Source organism: Pseudomonas sp. PvP028, assembly GCF_017832255.1.
GTDB classification, from domain to species: Bacteria; Pseudomonadota; Gammaproteobacteria; order Pseudomonadales; family Pseudomonadaceae; genus Aquipseudomonas; species Aquipseudomonas syringae.
Genome location: NZ_JAFIBL010000001.1, coordinates 1,509,078 through 1,525,000, shown reverse-complemented (window position 1 = coordinate 1,525,000; position 15,923 = coordinate 1,509,078). Strand labels below are relative to the sequence as shown.

17 protein-coding genes are annotated in these 15,923 nt (G+C 59.3%); 10 read left to right on the top strand and 7 right to left on the bottom strand.

Annotated elements, in window-relative coordinates:
- Positions 1 to 420 precede the first annotated feature (420 nt).
- Together JOE34_RS06850 and JOE34_RS06845 are read right to left on the bottom strand one after the other, a co-directional pair.
- A complete protein-coding gene (locus tag JOE34_RS06850; RefSeq protein WP_209996835.1) occupies positions 421 to 1,644 on the bottom strand; it encodes a CaiB/BaiF CoA-transferase family protein in 1,224 nt (407 codons plus the stop codon).
- A 9-nt stretch (positions 1,645 to 1,653) separates the two neighbouring features.
- The gene (locus tag JOE34_RS06845) at positions 1,654 to 2,835 is read right to left on the bottom strand and encodes an acyl-CoA dehydrogenase (RefSeq protein WP_003340378.1); all 1,182 of its coding nucleotides are present in this window, start codon (positions 2,833 to 2,835) and stop codon (positions 1,654 to 1,656) included.
- 153 nt (positions 2,836 to 2,988) lie between these two features.
- Here JOE34_RS06845 and JOE34_RS06840 point away from each other — a divergent pair, with 153 nt between their 5' ends.
- The 10 genes from JOE34_RS06840 (at position 2,989) to JOE34_RS06795 (ending at position 12,772) form a co-directional block, all read left to right on the top strand.
- Positions 2,989 to 3,912 carry a LysR family transcriptional regulator gene (locus JOE34_RS06840; RefSeq protein ID WP_209995346.1) on the top strand — a complete coding sequence of 308 codons (924 nt, stop codon included), beginning with the start codon at positions 2,989 to 2,991 and terminating at the stop codon, positions 3,910 to 3,912.
- Between the two features lie 405 nt (positions 3,913 to 4,317).
- A complete protein-coding gene (locus JOE34_RS06835; RefSeq protein WP_209995345.1) occupies positions 4,318 to 5,439 on the top strand; it encodes a Re/Si-specific NAD(P)(+) transhydrogenase subunit alpha in 1,122 nt (373 codons plus the stop codon).
- A gap of 10 nt (positions 5,440 to 5,449) precedes the next feature.
- Positions 5,450 to 5,773 carry an NAD(P) transhydrogenase subunit alpha gene (locus tag JOE34_RS06830; protein ID WP_002555867.1) on the top strand — a complete coding sequence of 108 codons (324 nt, stop codon included), beginning with the start codon at positions 5,450 to 5,452 and terminating at the stop codon, positions 5,771 to 5,773.
- Positions 5,770 to 7,224: an NAD(P)(+) transhydrogenase (Re/Si-specific) subunit beta gene (locus JOE34_RS06825; protein WP_209995333.1), complete on the top strand. Its 1,455-nt coding sequence runs from the start codon at positions 5,770 to 5,772 to the stop codon at positions 7,222 to 7,224. The genes JOE34_RS06830 and JOE34_RS06825 overlap by 4 nt, the downstream gene beginning before the upstream one ends.
- A gap of 179 nt (positions 7,225 to 7,403) precedes the next feature.
- Entirely contained in the window at positions 7,404 to 8,897 is a 1,494-nt protein-coding gene (locus tag JOE34_RS06820) for an acetyl-CoA hydrolase/transferase family protein (protein ID WP_003368016.1), read from the top strand.
- A 320-nt stretch (positions 8,898 to 9,217) separates the two neighbouring features.
- On the top strand, positions 9,218 to 9,433 hold the full coding sequence (locus JOE34_RS06815; protein WP_002555870.1) for a DUF1127 domain-containing protein: 216 nt from the start codon (positions 9,218 to 9,220) through the stop codon (positions 9,431 to 9,433).
- Positions 9,434 to 9,745: 312 nt separating this feature from the next.
- Positions 9,746 to 10,063 carry a DUF2388 domain-containing protein gene (locus tag JOE34_RS06810; protein ID WP_003368015.1) on the top strand — a complete coding sequence of 106 codons (318 nt, stop codon included), beginning with the start codon at positions 9,746 to 9,748 and terminating at the stop codon, positions 10,061 to 10,063.
- 86 nt (positions 10,064 to 10,149) lie between these two features.
- Positions 10,150 to 10,455, top strand: coding sequence for a DUF2388 domain-containing protein (locus JOE34_RS06805; protein WP_024649913.1), 306 nt, complete (start codon positions 10,150 to 10,152; stop codon positions 10,453 to 10,455).
- Between the two features lie 38 nt (positions 10,456 to 10,493).
- Entirely contained in the window at positions 10,494 to 10,814 is a 321-nt protein-coding gene (locus JOE34_RS06800) for a DUF2388 domain-containing protein (RefSeq protein ID WP_003316115.1), read from the top strand.
- The gene (locus JOE34_RS06795) at positions 10,811 to 12,772 is read left to right on the top strand and encodes a DUF4105 domain-containing protein (RefSeq protein ID WP_024665739.1); all 1,962 of its coding nucleotides are present in this window, start codon (positions 10,811 to 10,813) and stop codon (positions 12,770 to 12,772) included. Before JOE34_RS06800 ends, JOE34_RS06795 begins: the two co-directional genes overlap by 4 nt.
- On the opposite strand, the gene JOE34_RS06790 is transcribed toward JOE34_RS06795, so the two are convergent.
- From JOE34_RS06790 to JOE34_RS06770, 5 genes are all read right to left on the bottom strand, one after another.
- Positions 12,773 to 13,150, bottom strand: a complete 378-nt coding sequence (locus tag JOE34_RS06790) for a hypothetical protein (protein ID WP_003421390.1) — start codon at positions 13,148 to 13,150, stop codon at positions 12,773 to 12,775. It abuts the gene before it with no gap.
- Positions 13,151 to 13,315: 165 nt separating this feature from the next.
- A complete protein-coding gene (locus JOE34_RS06785; protein WP_003316111.1) occupies positions 13,316 to 13,759 on the bottom strand; it encodes a hypothetical protein in 444 nt (147 codons plus the stop codon).
- Positions 13,760 to 14,006: 247 nt separating this feature from the next.
- Positions 14,007 to 14,282 (bottom strand): HU family DNA-binding protein, encoded by a 276-nt coding sequence (locus JOE34_RS06780; RefSeq protein WP_003316110.1) that lies wholly within the window; start codon positions 14,280 to 14,282, stop codon positions 14,007 to 14,009.
- A gap of 191 nt (positions 14,283 to 14,473) precedes the next feature.
- Positions 14,474 to 15,622: an FAD-dependent oxidoreductase gene (locus JOE34_RS06775; RefSeq protein ID WP_016569328.1), complete on the bottom strand. Its 1,149-nt coding sequence runs from the start codon at positions 15,620 to 15,622 to the stop codon at positions 14,474 to 14,476.
- Positions 15,623 to 15,685: 63 nt separating this feature from the next.
- On the bottom strand, positions 15,686 to 15,853 hold the full coding sequence (locus JOE34_RS06770) for a rubredoxin (protein WP_003316106.1): 168 nt from the start codon (positions 15,851 to 15,853) through the stop codon (positions 15,686 to 15,688).
- Positions 15,854 to 15,923: the final 70 nt, after the last annotated feature.

The window sequence follows — 15,923 nt, the reverse complement described above, 5'->3', positions numbered from 1 at the left end:
AAGATCTTTCGTCTCAACCGAGGCGCGCATTCTACAGCGTCCTCTGTATCTGTCAAGCGGTTATTTTAAGAAGTTTTCAAAGTTTCCTTTGCAACTTCAACCACTTGCGCTGCTATCAACTCTTGAGTTGCTCATCAGCGGGAGGCGAATTCTACAGCGTTACAACCGCGTGTCAAACTCTTTTTTCTCACCGCTGTCGATCAATCCAGACCCGACCTTTTTCCTCGCTGACTCTTCACTCTAAAGCCTTGCAAACTATTGATCTACAAGGCTTTTTCGTTTCCGTCTGCGCCGGAAGTGGGGCGAATTATAGACACCTGACAGAGGGCGTCAACCGTTAATTTCAAAATCCCCGAAATTAACCTTAAAGGCGCCTTGGCTATATAGAAGAGCCCGCCGCAAACGCTTTCTTCTATATAGCTACAGCACCCCTGCCTCGCGCAACAGAGTGAGCTCTTCCTCGCCAATCCCCAGCAGCGCCTGCAGCACTTGCGCCGTATGCTCTCCCAGCAATGGCGGCGCCCTTGTGTATTCGACTGGCGTCTCAGACAGCCGTATAGGGCTGGCCACCTGCGGAACACGCCCGGCCAGCGCATGAGGAAGCTCTATGGCCAGGCCCCGTGCCACCACGTGCGGATCGGCAAACACCTGGGCCAGGTCATTAACCGGCCCGCAAGGCACGCCGGCTGCCTCCAGCTCACTGACCCATTGCGCAGTGGTCTTGAACACCGTCACCTGGCGAATCAACGGAATCAGCTCGGCACGATGAGCCACTCGCAGCTTGTTGGTCAGGAAGCGCGGATCCTCCGCCCACTGCGGCTGCCCCGCCACAGCGGCAAACTTTCTGAACTGACTGTCATTGCCGACGGTAAGGATCAGGTCGCCATCAGCCGTGGGGAAGTCCTGATAGGGCACGATGTTGGGATGAGCATTTCCCAGACGCTTGGGCGCTACTCCCGTCGTCAGGTAGTTCATGGCCTGGTTGGCCAGACAGGCTACTTGTACATCCAGCAGCGCCATATCAATGTACTGGCCGATATCGCTTTGATCACGGTGCGCCAGAGCGGCGAGAATGGCCGTCGTCGAATACAGCCCCGTCAGAATGTCAGTCAATGCGACGCCGACCTTCACCGGCCCGGCACCCTCTTCACCATCCGGCAGACCGGTGAGGCTCATCAAGCCACCCAGCGCCTGGATCATGAAGTCGTAACCCGGACGCCGCGCATACGGCCCGCTTTGCCCAAAGCCGGTAATGGAGCAATAAATCAGCCTCGGGTTAACTGCCTTCAGCGACTCGTAATCCAGTCCGTAAGCCGCCAGCCCGTCGACCTTGAAGTTTTCGATCACGATGTCGGACTTCGCCGCCAGTTCGCGCACCAGCCTTTGCCCTTCAGGACGCGTGAAGTCGATAGTGACTGACTGCTTGTTACGATTGGCGGACAGGTAATAAGCCGCCTCGGTGGTGTTCTGGCCCGCAGCATCCTGAAGGAATGGCGGTCCCCACGAGCGAGTGTCATCGCCACACCCGGGGCGCTCGACCTTGATGACGTCAGCGCCGAGGTCAGCAAGGATCTGCCCGGCCCACGGCCCGGCCAGGACTCTCGACAGATCGAGCACCCGGATATGCGAAAGCGCCCCCATGATCAGCCCTCCTTAATAGAAAGCCTGAATGCCGGTCTGCGCACGCCCCAGAATCAACGCATGCACGTCGTGCGTGCCTTCGTAGGTATTCACAACCTCCAGGTTGACCAGATGCCTGGCGATGCCGAACTCGTCCGAGATGCCATTGCCGCCCAGCATGTCGCGAGCCAGGCGCGCGATATCCAGCGACTTGCCGCACGAGTTGCGCTTCATGATCGAGGTGATCTCCACGGCAGCCGTACCTTCGTCCTTCATGCGCCCCAGACGCAGGCAACCCTGCAAGGCCAGCGTGATTTCGGTCTGCATGTCTGCCAGCTTCTTCTGGATCAGCTGATTGGCCGCCAAAGGACGCCCGAATTGCTGGCGATCCAGGGTGTATTGCCGCGCGGTATGCCAGCAGAACTCTGCGGCACCCAGCGCGCCCCAGGAAATGCCATACCGTGCCGAGTTGAGGCAGGTGAACGGCCCTTTCAGACCGCGCACATCGGGGAAGATGTTCTCTTCGGGCACGAACACGTTATCCATGACGATCTCGCCGGTGATCGATGCGCGCAAACCGACCTTGCCGTGTATGGCCGGAGCGCTCAGGCCTGCCCAGCCTTTTTCGAGAACGAAACCGCGAATATCGCCGGCATCGTCCTTGGCCCACACCACAAACACATCGGCGATCGGGCTGTTGGTGATCCACATCTTGCTGCCGCTCAAGCGGTAACCACCCTCGACGCTCCGGGCACGGGTAATCATCGCTCCGGGGTCGGACCCATGATCGGGCTCGGTCAGGCCGAAGCAGCCGATCCACTCGCCCGAAGCCAGTTTGGGCAGGTACTTCTCTTTCTGGGCCTGCGTACCGAACTCGTTGATCGGTACCATGACCAGCGAGGACTGCACACTCATCATCGAACGGTAGCCCGAATCGATACGCTCGACTTCACGCGCGATCAGCCCATAACACACGTAATTCAGGCCGCTGCCACCGAACTCTTCCGGGATGGTCGCCCCCAACAGCCCCACCTCGCCCATCTCGCGAAAGATGGCCGGGTCGGTTTTCTCGTGACGGAATGCTTCCAGCACGCGCGGGGCCAGCTTGCTCTGGGCGAACTGCTCGGCCGTGTCGCGGACCATGCGCTCTTCTTCCGTGAGCTGTTGATCCAGCAACAAGGGGTCAATCCAGTTGAAGCTTGCCTTACCGCTCATGCCAGTTCCTCGCGTTCAGATGAAATCCTGCAGCGATCCTAGTCCTGGCCCATGCCAGCGACAAACGAGGTTTTATCAAGCATGTGTGCTAATTTCTCACTCCGTGACACAGAACTGCGCTCTAAAACAAAAATATCAGTGAGAAGAAAGTACATGAGACGCAAGATACCCAGCACCACTGCACTGGTCAGTTTCGAGGCAGCCGCCCGTCACGAGAGCTTCACCAAGGCCGCTAATGAGCTCTCCCTCACGCAAGGCGCTGTGTGTCGGCAAATCGGCGGGCTGGAAGAGTTTCTCGGCGTTGAGTTGTTCCGGCGTTCGCGCAGGGGCGTAAAGCTCACGGAAGCCGGGCTGTCCTATAGTCGTCGTGTGTCCCAGCAACTGGACGCGGTCGAGCGCGACACACTGTCGGTCATGGGCCAGCAAGGTGCCAACGCCATCGAACTCGCCGTGGTGCCGACCTTCGGCACTCAATGGCTGCTGCCGCGCCTGAAGGACTTCCAGCACAAGCACCCCGACGTCACGGTCCACCTGACCAACCGCACCCGCCCGTTCCTGTTTGCCGACACCGACTTCGACGCCGCCATCTATTTTGGCGATGCCGACTGGTCCGGCACCCAGTCGCATCGGCTGATGGGCGAAAACTCCATGCCGGTCTGCAGCCCCTCTTTTCTTGAAAGTCGCGACAGCCTGACAGCACGCGAGCTGGCCGAATTGCCGCTGCTGCAACAGACCACCCGGCCCTACGCCTGGCGCCAATGGTTCAATGCGCAGGATCTGGATGTCGCGCGTGACATGACCGGCCCGCGCTACGAACTGTTCTCCATGCTGGCGCAGGCGGCCATGCACGACATGGGCGTTGCTCTGATTCCCCCCTTCCTCATTCAACGCGAACTGCAGGAAAAGCGTCTGGTGATCGCAAAACCCCGCTCACTGCCCGGCAGCAAGGCCTATCACCTGATGATTCCGGAGCGCAAAGTGGAATCGGCATCGCTGACTGCGTTTCGTGACTGGCTGATCGAACAGGCCCGGGCTTACCAGTTGCCCCAGGAAAAATTCGACCAATATCTCAGGTAGCCCATAGCTGCTGACACCTACAGATATAACCTTATGTCGCCCTGAAGTAACTTCCGATCGCTCACAGAAAACGGGACATAACCCTTTATTTATAGGGCCTATGGGTCGATACAGCGCATTTATCGGATTTTCGGCAGAAAAACTTTTATCACCTGTTTTTCGTAAGGAATATCACCACAGCCCTTACAGATAAAGGGCTCTGTCGAATAAGTGCGACAATAGGTCACAGTGTGACTTGTAGTTCATCTATAGTTTCGTTACAGAATGTATTGAAGCCCGCAAACTTCGCCTGCAAAATGCCCCGCCCCTGCTGCAAAGGGGTGTGCTGATTGGCCAAGCCAGACGCACCAGCCGTAGTGCACTGGCCTACATACGAACGATAAAAAATCGCGCAGGAGATTTGTCGTGCACATTGGCGTTCCTCTCGAAACACAAGCGGGCGAAACCCGGGTAGCTGCTACCCCGGAAACCATCAAAAAGCTGATCAGCCAGGGTCACCGGGTTACGGTGCAAAGCGGCGCGGGCCTTCGTGCCAGCGTTCCGGACAGCGCTTACGAGGCAGCTGGCGCAGTGATCGGTGACACCAACGAGACCTACGCGGCCGAACTGATTCTCAAGGTTGTCGCACCTGACGATGAGGCGCTGAGCCTGATCAAAAGTGGCTCGGTCGTCGTCGGCATGCTCAACCCTTTCAACAACGAACTGATCGGCAAGATGGCCGCACGTGGCATTACCGCGTTCGCCCTGGAAGCCGCGCCGCGCACATCCCGGGCGCAAAGCCTTGATGTGCTGTCTTCGCAAGCCAACATTGCGGGCTATAAGGCAGTACTGCTCGCCGCGCATCACTACCCGCGCTTCATGCCCATGCTGATGACCGCTGCCGGTACCGTCAAAGCAGCACGGGTGCTGATCCTGGGCGCCGGCGTTGCCGGTCTGCAGGCCATTGCCACCGCCAAAAGGCTGGGCGCCGTGGTGGAAGCGTCGGATGTGCGTCCGGCAGTGAAGGAGCAGATCGAGTCGCTGGGCGCGAAATTCATCGACGTGCCCTACGAGACCGACGAAGAGCGCGAATGCGCCGAAGGCGTCGGCGGCTACGCGCGCCCTATGCCGGCCAGCTGGATGCAACGCCAGGCCGCAGCCGTGCATGAGCGCGCGAAGCTGTCGGACATCGTCATCACCACCGCGCTCATTCCTGGCCGCAAGGCCCCGGTGCTGCTCGGCGCAGAAACCGTGGCGCAGATGAAGCCCGGCTCGGTGGTGATCGACCTGGCCGCTGCACAGGGCGGCAACTGCCCGCTGACCGTTGCCGATCAAGTGGTTGTCGAGCACGGCGTGACAATCGTCGGCCACACCAACCTGCCCGCCCTGGTCGCAGCCGATGCATCGGCGCTCTACGCCCGCAACCTGCTGGACTTCATGAAGCTGCTGTTCGACAAGGACGGCACATTCTCGATCAACCTCGAAGACGACATCGTCGCCGCATGCCTGATGTGCCGCGACGGGCAAGTTGTCCGCAAGAACGGCTGAGGACACACCAATGGAAGAGCTGATTTCCCCCGGCGTCTACAACCTGATCATTTTCGTACTGGCGATTTATGTCGGCTACCACGTGGTCTGGAATGTCACGCCTGCGCTGCACACGCCGCTCATGGCGGTCACCAATGCCATCTCCGCCATCGTCATCGTCGGCGCCATGCTCGCCGCTGCGCTCACGGTCACCCCGCTGGGCAAGACCATGGGCACGCTGGCGGTCGCACTGGCGGCCGTGAACGTGTTTGGCGGATTTCTGGTCACTCGGCGGATGCTGGAAATGTTCAGGAAAAAGGCCCCCAAGGCAAAGGATGAGGCGCCCAAGTCATGAGCATGAATCTGGTTACCCTGCTGTACCTGATCGCATCGATCTGCTTCATCCAGGCACTCAAAGGCTTGTCGCACCCGACCACCTCGCGCCGTGGCAACCTGTTCGGCATGCTCGGCATGGGCCTGGCGGTCATCACCACGATCGGCCTGGTCTTCAAGCTCGCGGCACTGTCTACCGCTGAAGGGGCCAGCGCGGGGATCGGCTACATCGTAGTCGGCCTGCTGGTGGGCGGAACCGCTGGCTCGATCATGGCCAAGCGCGTCGAAATGACCAAAATGCCGGAGCTGGTGGCGTTCATGCACAGCATGATCGGCCTGGCAGCGGTATTCATCGCTATAGCAGCCGTGGTCGAGCCTCAATCACTGGGCATCGTTCGCAATCTGGGCGATGCGATTCCGGCCGGCAACCGTCTGGAGTTGTTCCTCGGGGCAGCCATTGGTGCGATTACCTTCTCGGGCTCGGTCATCGCGTTTGGCAAACTATCGGGCAAGTACAAATTTCGCCTCTTTCAAGGCGCACCGGTACAGTTTGCCGGCCAGCACACGCTCAATCTGGTCCTCGGCCTGGCCACGCTGTTCTTCGGCCTGACCTTTATGTTCACCGGCAGCCTCACTGCCTTTGCGATCATGCTGGCGCTGGCCTTCGTCATCGGTGTGTTGCTGATCATCCCGATTGGCGGGGCCGACATGCCGGTGGTGGTGTCGATGCTCAACAGCTATTCAGGCTGGGCAGCGGCCGGCATCGGCTTTTCGCTGAACAACTCGATGCTGATCATCGCGGGCTCACTGGTGGGTTCCTCGGGCGCGATCCTCTCCTACATCATGTGCAAGGCGATGAACCGCTCGTTCTTCAACGTGATCGGCGGTGGCTTCGGCGGCGCAACGGACTCGGCAGGCCCGGCGGGTGCGAAGGAAGCACGCCCGGTGAAATCCGGCTCGGCAGACGACGCCACCTTTTTGCTGACCAACGCCGACACCGTAATCATCGTGCCCGGTTACGGCCTGGCAGTGGCTCGTGCGCAGCATGCGCTCAAGGAACTGACCGAGAAGCTCGTCCACCGCGGCGTCACCGTGAAGTACGCCATTCACCCGGTGGCCGGACGCATGCCGGGGCACATGAACGTGCTGCTGGCCGAAGCCGAAGTGCCTTACGACCAGGTGTTCGAGATGGACGACATCAACTCCGAATTCGGTCAGGCCGATGTGGTGCTGGTGCTCGGTGCCAACGACGTGGTCAACCCGGCCGCCAAGAACGATCCGAAATCCCCTATCGCCGGGATGCCCATTCTGGAGGCGTTCAAGGCCAAGACCATCATCGTCAACAAACGCTCGATGGCCAGTGGTTACGCAGGTCTGGATAACGAATTGTTCTACCTGGATAAAACCATGATGGTCTTCGGAGACGCCAAAAAGGTGATCGAGGACATGGTGAAGGCCGTCGAAAACGCCTAGCCTGACCACGCTCCATTGAAGCCCCGGCTCGCTTGGCGACCGGGGCTTTTTACATTCCGCGTAACAGTGTTTTGCGCTGGAACCCGCTAATTAGAGCGTTCAAATGCGACCTTGGTAGCAGGACGAAGCTCGACCAAGGCTCTAGACTTGTCGTTCGCTTCTATCTACGAGACAGACCCATGTACCGTGACCGTATCCGCCGGCCCTCCCTGATGAGCAAGGTTATGAGCGCAGCCGACGCAGCCGCCTTGATTGAAGACGGCATGACCGTCGGCATGAGTGGCTTCACCCGTGCAGGCGAAGCCAAGGCCGTACCCCACGCGCTGGCCGAGCGCGCCAAAGTGACGCCGCTGAAAATCAGCCTGATGACCGGCGCCAGTCTGGGCAATGACCTGGACAAGCAACTGACCGAGTCCGGCGTACTGTCCCGGCGCATGCCCTTTCAGGTCGACAGCACGCTGCGCAAGGCGATCAACAACGGCACGGTGATGTTCATCGATCAGCATTTGTCCGATACGGTCGAGCTGCTGCGCAATCGGCAGATCAAGGCGGTGGACCTGGCCGTGATCGAATGCGTGGCGATCACCGAAGAGGGCCATCTGGTGCTGAGCACCTCCGTGGGTAACTCGGCCAGCTTCGCCATCCTGGCCAAACAGGTCATCGTGGAAATCAACCTGTCCCAGCCACTCGAGCTGGAAGGCCTGCACGATATCTATATACCCAGCTACAGACCGACACGCCTGCCGATTCCGGTCCTGGAGGCCGATTCGCGTATCGGCAGCCACGCGGTGAAGATCGACCCGGCAAAAATAGTCGGCATTGTCATCAGCAACCAGCCTGACTCGCCCTCCACGGTCACACCACCTGATGCGGACACACAGGCCATCGCCAATCATCTGGTGGAGTTCTTCAAGAAAGAAGTGCGCGAAGACCGGCTGACCGACAAGCTGATGCCACTGCAGGCCGGGATAGGCAACATTGCCAACGCGGTGATGCACGGTCTGCTGGCGTCGCCCTTCACGGACCTGACGATGTACTCCGAGGTGCTGCAGGACTCGACATTCGACCTGTTCGATGCAGGCAAACTGACCTTTGCCTCGGGCAGTTCCATGACCTTGTCGGCGGCCAAGCACGCCGAGGTCTTTGCCGACTTCAATCGCTACAAGTCCAGGCTGGTGCTGCGCCCGCAGGAAATCTCCAACCACCCCGAGGTGATCCGTCGCCTGGGTATCATCGGGATCAATACCGCGCTGGAGTTCGACCTGTACGGCAATGTGAACTCCACCCACATCTGCGGCACACGCATGATGAACGGCATTGGCGGCTCCGGAGACTTCTCGCGCAACGCGCACCTGGCAATCTTCGTCACCAAATCGATCGCCAAAGGTGGCGCGATCTCCAGCGTCGTGCCCATGGTCAGCCATGTCGACCACACCGAACACGACGTCGACATCCTGGTCACCGAGCAGGGCCTGGCGGACCTGCGCGGTCTGGCGCCTCGCGAACGCGCCAGAGTGATCATCGATAACTGCGTGCATCCGGATTATCGCGATGCGCTGAACACCTATTTCAGTGCCGCTTGCGCCGTGGGCGGGCATACCCCGCACATCCTGCGCGAAGCACTGAGTTGGCACATCAATCTGGAAGAAACCGGGCGCATGCTGCCAGCCTGAACAGGACAGTTGGAAGTGAGCAAGCGCTTTTCTGATTCACTTTCAGCTGGCACCCAAGGGCTTATGAAAAAACTGTACTGCTGTACCGGTCATAAAACTGCCTTGAAAGGTCAAAATCACCACAATCGATCACAAAATGCACCCTTAAAGTGCAGACCGGTACAGTTGCCCCATTTATGAACAAAACAGTGCCCAATCACAGTTAACTGAACCCTCACAATACAGGTGAACTGTGTCTATGGAAGCTGGACGCGCACGAGGAAAATGGGCACCAGTCAAGCAACTCACTTATCCCGCCACAAGCGGAAGGAAGTCACACCATGGAACGTACAATCAGTTCCGATCTGTTCAGCGAAAGCACCGTTACCACCGCAAAAGCCTCTCTGCCTCTGCGCGTATTCGCCAACCTGATGCTCTGGCAGCGTCGCCTGTCCAGCCGCCACCAGCTGGCCCGTCTGGATGCACGCCTGCTGGCTGACGCCGGTATCAGCGAATCCCAGCGTTACGAAGAGCTGAGCAAGCCGTTCTGGCGCTAAACAAGCGCCCGCTGGTCCTTGACCGTCAGGTCTCCTGCCAGCAACCCGAATTGCTTCATACAAGACCCGTCTCAGGCAGCTGAGACGGGTTTTGTCGTTTCAGGGGGCGGCTTCAGAGAGCCTTGGCTAAACCAGTACAGATTTAAAGAATACGAATATGGCAGGTACAGTTACCAAATATTGCAAACTGTGTAAGTCGAAGCCGTCGACCTTCATGACAACTGCAGTATGGGTGGGATAGTCTAGCGCTCTACCTCAGCCCTTCGGCTTCGCAGGCAGTCTGTGCCCACTTGTCCACAACGGAACTCGATCATGTCTCTGCTACGTAACCTTGGCGCTGTCTTTCTGTTGACCGCCGCAGCCGGTGCAAACGCCTCCAGCTTCATCGTCACCACCGACGCAGTGGTCGATGCCGTCAATGCATCGACCCGCGCGACCTCCAACGTGTCCTCTTCCCTGAAAGACGACAAGATCGTTCTTGCCGCCCGTGACGATGCCGCCAGCTTCGTGGCCAGCTCCGGCGACATCCGCAGCGCTCGCCTTGAAGGCGCGTTGCAGCATATCCGCCAGGTTTTGCCTGAACTGCAAGCCAGCGATAGCCAACTGGCTCAGGCCATTCTGGCCATCTGACCGCTGCGCCCCGGCTACGTGCCGGGGTAGCTCTGGCCCGCGCATTGCGCTAGCCTTGGAGCCTGTTTTGCCGGTTCGTGAAAGTCATGCGTCTAGTGCACCTTCTGTATATCGCTCCCTTTGCCAGCCTGATGTACGTCAGTCAGGTTCAAGCGCTCGATACGACCACGCAAGGCCTGGTCAAGACCGGCTATGCCACCAGTCAGGTCTCGACAGGACCGTTCGATAACAAACTGATCATGGCTGCCCGTGACGATGCTGCTGCATTCATCGCCAGCGGCGGACAAATGCGCGGTGCACGGCTTGAGTCAGCGCTGCACGCCCTGCGTCAGGCAGATGCAAAACTTCATGCCAGCGACCTTGAACTGGCGCAGGCAATCCTCGTCCAATAGCCACTTTCCCCTCTTCGCGTAACTGGAGACGTCACTACATGCGTACCCCGCTGATTGCTGCTTCCCTTGGCCTGCTATTGCTGGCCGATTTTGCCCAGGCCCAGACTGTTGTGGCTACGAGCAACATCATCGTTCGTGCGTTCGGCCGTACCATCGATTTCACTTCCGACACCACCACATCGATCCGCGACTCCAAGGTCGTTCTCCAGGCCAAGGACGATGCTGCCAGTTACGTTGCCACCGGTGGTGATATCCACGGAGCCCAACTGGATGCTGCTTTCGACACGCTGCGTACCCGCGTACCGGAAGCGCGCGGTGCAAGCGATCAGACCCTGGCTGAAGCAATCCTCGCATTGTGAGGCGGTTTCGCGCCTGGCTGCTTGCTGGCGCGCTGTCGCTGGTCGGTACGCATGCCTTTGCCAGCCTGAAGCTGGAACTGCACACCGACGGCCTCGATGCGCCGCAACAGCAAGCCAGCCAGGCGCTGCTCGACGAAGCCCTGCACGCACTACCGCCCAGCTTCGTCGAAGCACTGGACCGCACCGTCGAGGTGAACTGGTCCGCTGACATGCCGCAGAACGCCTACGGTCAGGCTGCAGGTCCCTATCAGCTGTACCTCAACAGCCACCTGCTGGCCTCGTTGACGGACGGCTCGGCAGCCACGGCCCAGACGGGCCGGCCACATGGTACGGTGCGTCGTGAGTTGCTTGCCACTGTCCTGCATGAGCTGACCCACGTCTACGACCGCGCCCGCCTGTGGTCGCCCAGCGAGCGAGCGGCGATTTTTCGCTGCACATCACGCAGCAGTTCGCTGGGCAAGGTCGGCCTGCCTGACAACTGCCGCGGCCAGACCGAGCGACGCTTCACCCTGAGTGATGATCCACGCCTGCTGGACCTGGCGGGCTGGCAGCAATATGTCGGACGTCGCGGCGACCGCGAGGAACATAACGGCCAGGTTGCCCGCAGCCCGGACATCTACGAAACCACCAGCCCGCTGGAATTCGTGGCGGTGAACATGGAGTACTTCCTCCTTGATCCGGCCTACGCCTGCCGTCGCCCTGCCCTGTATGCATATTACAAGGAGCGTTTTGGCTGGGCACCTGCAGCCCATAACGAATGCCCGAAGTTCTACCCCTACCTGAACGCCGGCAGCGACTTCGGCCGAGAGCCGTTGGGCAAGCTGGACCCGGAGCGGGTCTATGCGGTGGATTATCTGCTGGCCGAAGCGAACCAGAACTGGGCAAGCCGCTGGGGCCACAGCATGTTGCGCCTGGTGATCTGCAAACCCGGCCGCCCGCGTGGTCCGGATTGCCGACTGGACCTCGATCAGCACCTGGTGCTGTCGTACCGGGCGTTTGTTGGCGATGTACAGCTGTCCAGCTGGGACGGCCTGATGGGTGCCTACCCGTCGCGCCTGTTCGTTCTGCCACTGGCGCAGGTCATCGATGAATACACCAAGACCGAACTGCGCAGCCTGGCGTCGGTACCAATCAAGCTGTCGCGTCCGGAAATAGAAGGGCTGGTGCAGCACGCCGCCGAGATGCACTGGAGTTACGACGGCAACTATTACTTCCTCTCGAACAACTGCGCCGTTGAAAATCTCAAACTGCTGCGCGCCGGTACGCACAACCCCAAGCTCGTCGGCCTGGACAGCATTTTGCCTAACGGTTTGCTTGAAGTCCTCGAAGGCCGTGGGCTGGCTGACACCAGCGTACTGGACGATCCCAAGGAGGCGCTGCGTCTGGGCTATCGGTTCGACTCCTACCGCGACCGCTATCAGGCGATGTTCGAAGTGCTGAAGAAGCACCTGCCGATCAAACAGAACACCGTGGAAGACTGGATGGCGCTACCCGCCAGTGAGCGCAGCCAGTGGTTCGGCAAAGCCGATCTGCGCACCAGCGCTGCGATTCTGCTGCTGGAGCAGGCCAGCCTGCGCAGGCAACTGTTGTTGGCTCAGGACGAAGTGAAACAGAGCTACCTGGGTGCGCGGGAATTGAAAGACGGCAAAGTCTCCAACGCCACCAAAACGCTGCAGGAAATCCTCGCCAGCAGCGGGTTCCTCAGCCGGCCTGCCGAGCTGCTGGGCAGCGACGGGTACGGTTTGCCACAGGCGGGTGAATGGCAGCGTCTTGAAGCAGAAAGCAGTCAGCGCCAGAAACAGCTCAAGCGCCTGACCGGCGATCTCGACAAGGAAGTGCGAGCCCTGCTGGAGCCTGAGCGTGCCAAAGAGATTGCCGCCAACGAAGCCAATCTCAAACAGGTGTCGGAGCACCTCAGGGCGTTGCACAAGGCTGCAGGCGGGCTGCAGTTGCCGTGATCAGGCCGTTTTCTTTCTCGGTTTGAGATATTTGACCAGGCCCTGGAACCAGATCACCAGGGCCGGGTTGCCCTTGATCTGAATATCCTTGTCCTGAATGCCCTTCATGAACGCCAGCTGCTTGTTCTTCGCCTGAAGGGTATCAAAACCAAAGGCTGCATCACGAAACACGATGGCAAAGGCCGGCTCTGCAACCGTGCCACTTGCACTGCGGATCCGCTGATCGTTGACCACGAAGTGCCGCGCAACCTTGCCATCGGCGGTCTGCAGCTGAAAGGTCAGGTCTTTGCCAGCCAATTGCTGCTGGAACGCCGGGTTGTTACGACTGGCGCGGGCCATCAGCAGGCCCAGCATCCACAAAAGAAAACGAAATTTCATACACGGCCTCTGAACACGCGGTTTCCGACTCGGAATCAGCGTGGCAGTGTAGCGGGTTATCGGCGCAAAACCTGTAGGACAAGAAAGGATTTCGAGGGAGATCGGCACAAAACAGTTACCGAACAGAGGATGCTGCTCCGCGTGGGAAGCAGCATCACACTGACATCAACGAATGCTGCTGATGCTGCCTTTGTTACCCGTGACCTTTACATCGACCTTCTTGAAGATGAAGTAGTCTTTGACGCTGACTTCGTAGCGCGGCGCGACGATCAGATCGGCACCGGAGGATTTCACCGCCTTGAAGGCCGCTGCCGCTTTGGTCGTCGAGACAGGATCAGGCAACGCCAGACCCAGGCCGCCACCGCCACTTGCGCCACCGTAGGTCACGCCGTCGGCGAACTGATTATCGCCGCCGAAGCTCAGGAAATTGAACAGCACGTTGGTGGACGACTCGCCGCTGATGGTGCCGCCAACCTTGACGTCAGCTTTCAGGTCGGTTTTGACCGTGCCTTCCAGCGGCGCGCTTGGCTGGCTGACGTTGTAGCTCACACAACCGCTGGTCGTGGCGATCAGAGCCGCAACAGCAGCAAACTTCCATGGCTTTTTCATTCTGGATTTCCCAAGAGTAATTGAAGGGGTGCAGCAGGGGCGGCACTCTAAGGCAATCAACAGCAAGAAAAAGTCAGGCAAAGCTGGGGCTTTGGAAGGCAATTACACGGAATGGAGTAGGACAATTCTCACAGGAAGCGAGAGGCAGCATCGGCGTCATGCGACAGAAACGAAAAACGGGCACCCAATCCGATTGGTGTGCCCGCCTGTAGGTTGTGCGTCTCCCGCCGAGGCGCACAACAGGGTGTCAAGGATTGACGCTGTCTTTCAGGGCTTTCCCCGGTTTGAAGGCGACCGTGTTGCTTGCCTTGATTTTAACCGGCTCCCCGGTCTGTGGGTTCTTGCCAGTGCGGGCGCCGCGGTGGCGTTGCAGAAAAGTACCGAAACCTACCAGCGTGACACTGTCCTTGCGGTTCAGTGCGCCAGTAATCTCTTCAAGGATGGCATTGAGAACGCGATTGGATTGTTCTTTGGTGAGATCCGCCTTTTCAGCGATGGCGGCTGCAACTTCTGGTTTACGCATATGAAGCCTCTTTTACGGTTTTTTGTTTTTATGTCCCGCGCCGCTTTTGTAAAAAACGGCAACAAGGCGCCGCGACAGCTCTACGTAGCGGCAGACGAGGTCGAGAATGGCATGCCGAACTGACCCGCGCCAGTGCATGAATGCGGTTTATTGGCAGAAATGCAGGGTCAATCCGACAAAATGACGTGAAATCACGCCAATAACGCAGGTAGGACCTTGTTGAGTGCGAGTTTTTCCATAACCGCAGCGCCGGTCAGCGCATAGCCGAGCAGATGGCCGTCAGCGTCATGACACAGCGCCTTGATATCAGCGCCCTGCCCTTCGACGCTCCAGTGGCCATCGCTGCCACGCGGCGGCGGCGAAACCACCAGCGGGCAGGCGGGCGTCTTCACGGTGATCGGCATGGGCCCGTATTTGACGGAAGTCGGGTTTCCGGCCAGCGTCTGGGCCAACGCACGAGCGCAGCTCATCAATGGCATCACGTAGAGCAGGTTCAGGCCATCGACTTCAGCGCAATCACCCAGCGCGTGGATGTTGGCGTGGGAGGTTTGCAACAGGCGGTCGACCAGAATGCCGCGCCCGGTCTGCAAGCCGGCAGCAGCGGCCAGCTCAATGCGAGGACGCAGGCCGATGGCTGACACCACCAGATCGCAGTCCATCACCTGCCCATCCGACAAGTGCGCTTGCAGGCCCTCACCATTGCGGTTCAGGCGGGTCAGCACCGGCCCCAGATGGAAACGTGCGCCCAGGCTTTCCAGACCGGACTTCACCGCAGCCGCGGCCTCAGGGGGCAACAGGGTCGGCATGACCTGTTCGCACGGAGCCACCAGATCCACTTCATAGCCGCCCAGGATCAGGTCGTTGGCGAACTCACAGCCAATGAGCCCTGCGCCGAGAATCAACACCCGACGCTTGCCCGCCGCAGCCGCGCGGAAACGGGCGTAATCCTGAAGATCGTTGATCGGGAAAATCGCGTCGCCTGCGTCGCCTTCCACCGGTACACGAATGGTTTCGGCGCCCCAGGCCAGCACCAGATCACGGTAATACACCGCCTCTTCGCCGATCCACAGGCGTTTGTGGCCAGGATCAATGCCGCTGATCCGCGTATGCGTGCGGACCTCGGCCTTTAGCTGATCGGCCATGGCGCCGGCTTCAGCCATGCTCAGGCCGTCGGCTTCCTTGTTTTTGCCAAAGCCGGTAGAGAGCATCGGCTTGGAGTAGGAACGGCCATCGTCGGCCGTAATCAATAGCAGCGGCGTGTCAGCGTCCAGCTTGCGAAACTCTCGAGCGAGGTTATACCCCGCAAGGCCGGTGCCGATGATGACGACAGGTGCGCTCATTGTTCTTCCCTATTTCACTGTGCCTGGTGCCCGTTGTTGCCAGCTCTTGTTTGCGGGCAGCGATCAACCGATTTCGATCATTTCAAAGTCCATCTTGCCCACGCCGCAATCCGGGCACATCCAGTCTTCCGGCACATCCTGCCAAAGGGTGCCGGGCGCAATTCCGTCATCCGGCCAGCCATCGGCTTCGTTATAAATCAGGCCGCAGACGATGCATTGCCACTTCTTCATGTCAGGTTCTCTCGTTTATCAGGCTCAATAGCGTACGACGGTCAGTTGCCGTCTTCTGAAGGGCGTTGTA

What these genes read in the sequence shown, in the direction of transcription:
- JOE34_RS06845 (WP_003340378.1), bottom strand. Translation starts at nt 2,835, where the DNA reads ATGAGCGGTAAGGCAAGCTTCAACTGGATTGACCCCTTGTTGCTGGAT.
- JOE34_RS06840 (WP_209995346.1), top strand. Translation starts at nt 2,989, where the DNA reads ATGAGACGCAAGATACCCAGCACCACTGCACTGGTCAGTTTCGAGGCA.
- JOE34_RS06830 (WP_002555867.1), top strand. Translation starts at nt 5,450, where the DNA reads ATGGAAGAGCTGATTTCCCCCGGCGTCTACAACCTGATCATTTTCGTA.
- JOE34_RS06825 (WP_209995333.1), top strand. Translation starts at nt 5,770, where the DNA reads ATGAGCATGAATCTGGTTACCCTGCTGTACCTGATCGCATCGATCTGC.
- JOE34_RS06820 (WP_003368016.1), top strand. Translation starts at nt 7,404, where the DNA reads ATGTACCGTGACCGTATCCGCCGGCCCTCCCTGATGAGCAAGGTTATG.
- JOE34_RS06815 (WP_002555870.1), top strand. Translation starts at nt 9,218, where the DNA reads ATGGAACGTACAATCAGTTCCGATCTGTTCAGCGAAAGCACCGTTACC.
- JOE34_RS06810 (WP_003368015.1), top strand. Translation starts at nt 9,746, where the DNA reads ATGTCTCTGCTACGTAACCTTGGCGCTGTCTTTCTGTTGACCGCCGCA.
- JOE34_RS06805 (WP_024649913.1), top strand. Translation starts at nt 10,150, where the DNA reads ATGCGTCTAGTGCACCTTCTGTATATCGCTCCCTTTGCCAGCCTGATG.
- JOE34_RS06800 (WP_003316115.1), top strand. Translation starts at nt 10,494, where the DNA reads ATGCGTACCCCGCTGATTGCTGCTTCCCTTGGCCTGCTATTGCTGGCC.
- JOE34_RS06790 (WP_003421390.1), bottom strand. Translation starts at nt 13,150, where the DNA reads ATGAAATTTCGTTTTCTTTTGTGGATGCTGGGCCTGCTGATGGCCCGC.
- JOE34_RS06785 (WP_003316111.1), bottom strand. Translation starts at nt 13,759, where the DNA reads ATGAAAAAGCCATGGAAGTTTGCTGCTGTTGCGGCTCTGATCGCCACG.
- JOE34_RS06780 (WP_003316110.1), bottom strand. Translation starts at nt 14,282, where the DNA reads ATGCGTAAACCAGAAGTTGCAGCCGCCATCGCTGAAAAGGCGGATCTC.
- JOE34_RS06775 (WP_016569328.1), bottom strand. Translation starts at nt 15,622, where the DNA reads ATGAGCGCACCTGTCGTCATCATCGGCACCGGCCTTGCGGGGTATAAC.
- JOE34_RS06770 (WP_003316106.1), bottom strand. Translation starts at nt 15,853, where the DNA reads ATGAAGAAGTGGCAATGCATCGTCTGCGGCCTGATTTATAACGAAGCC.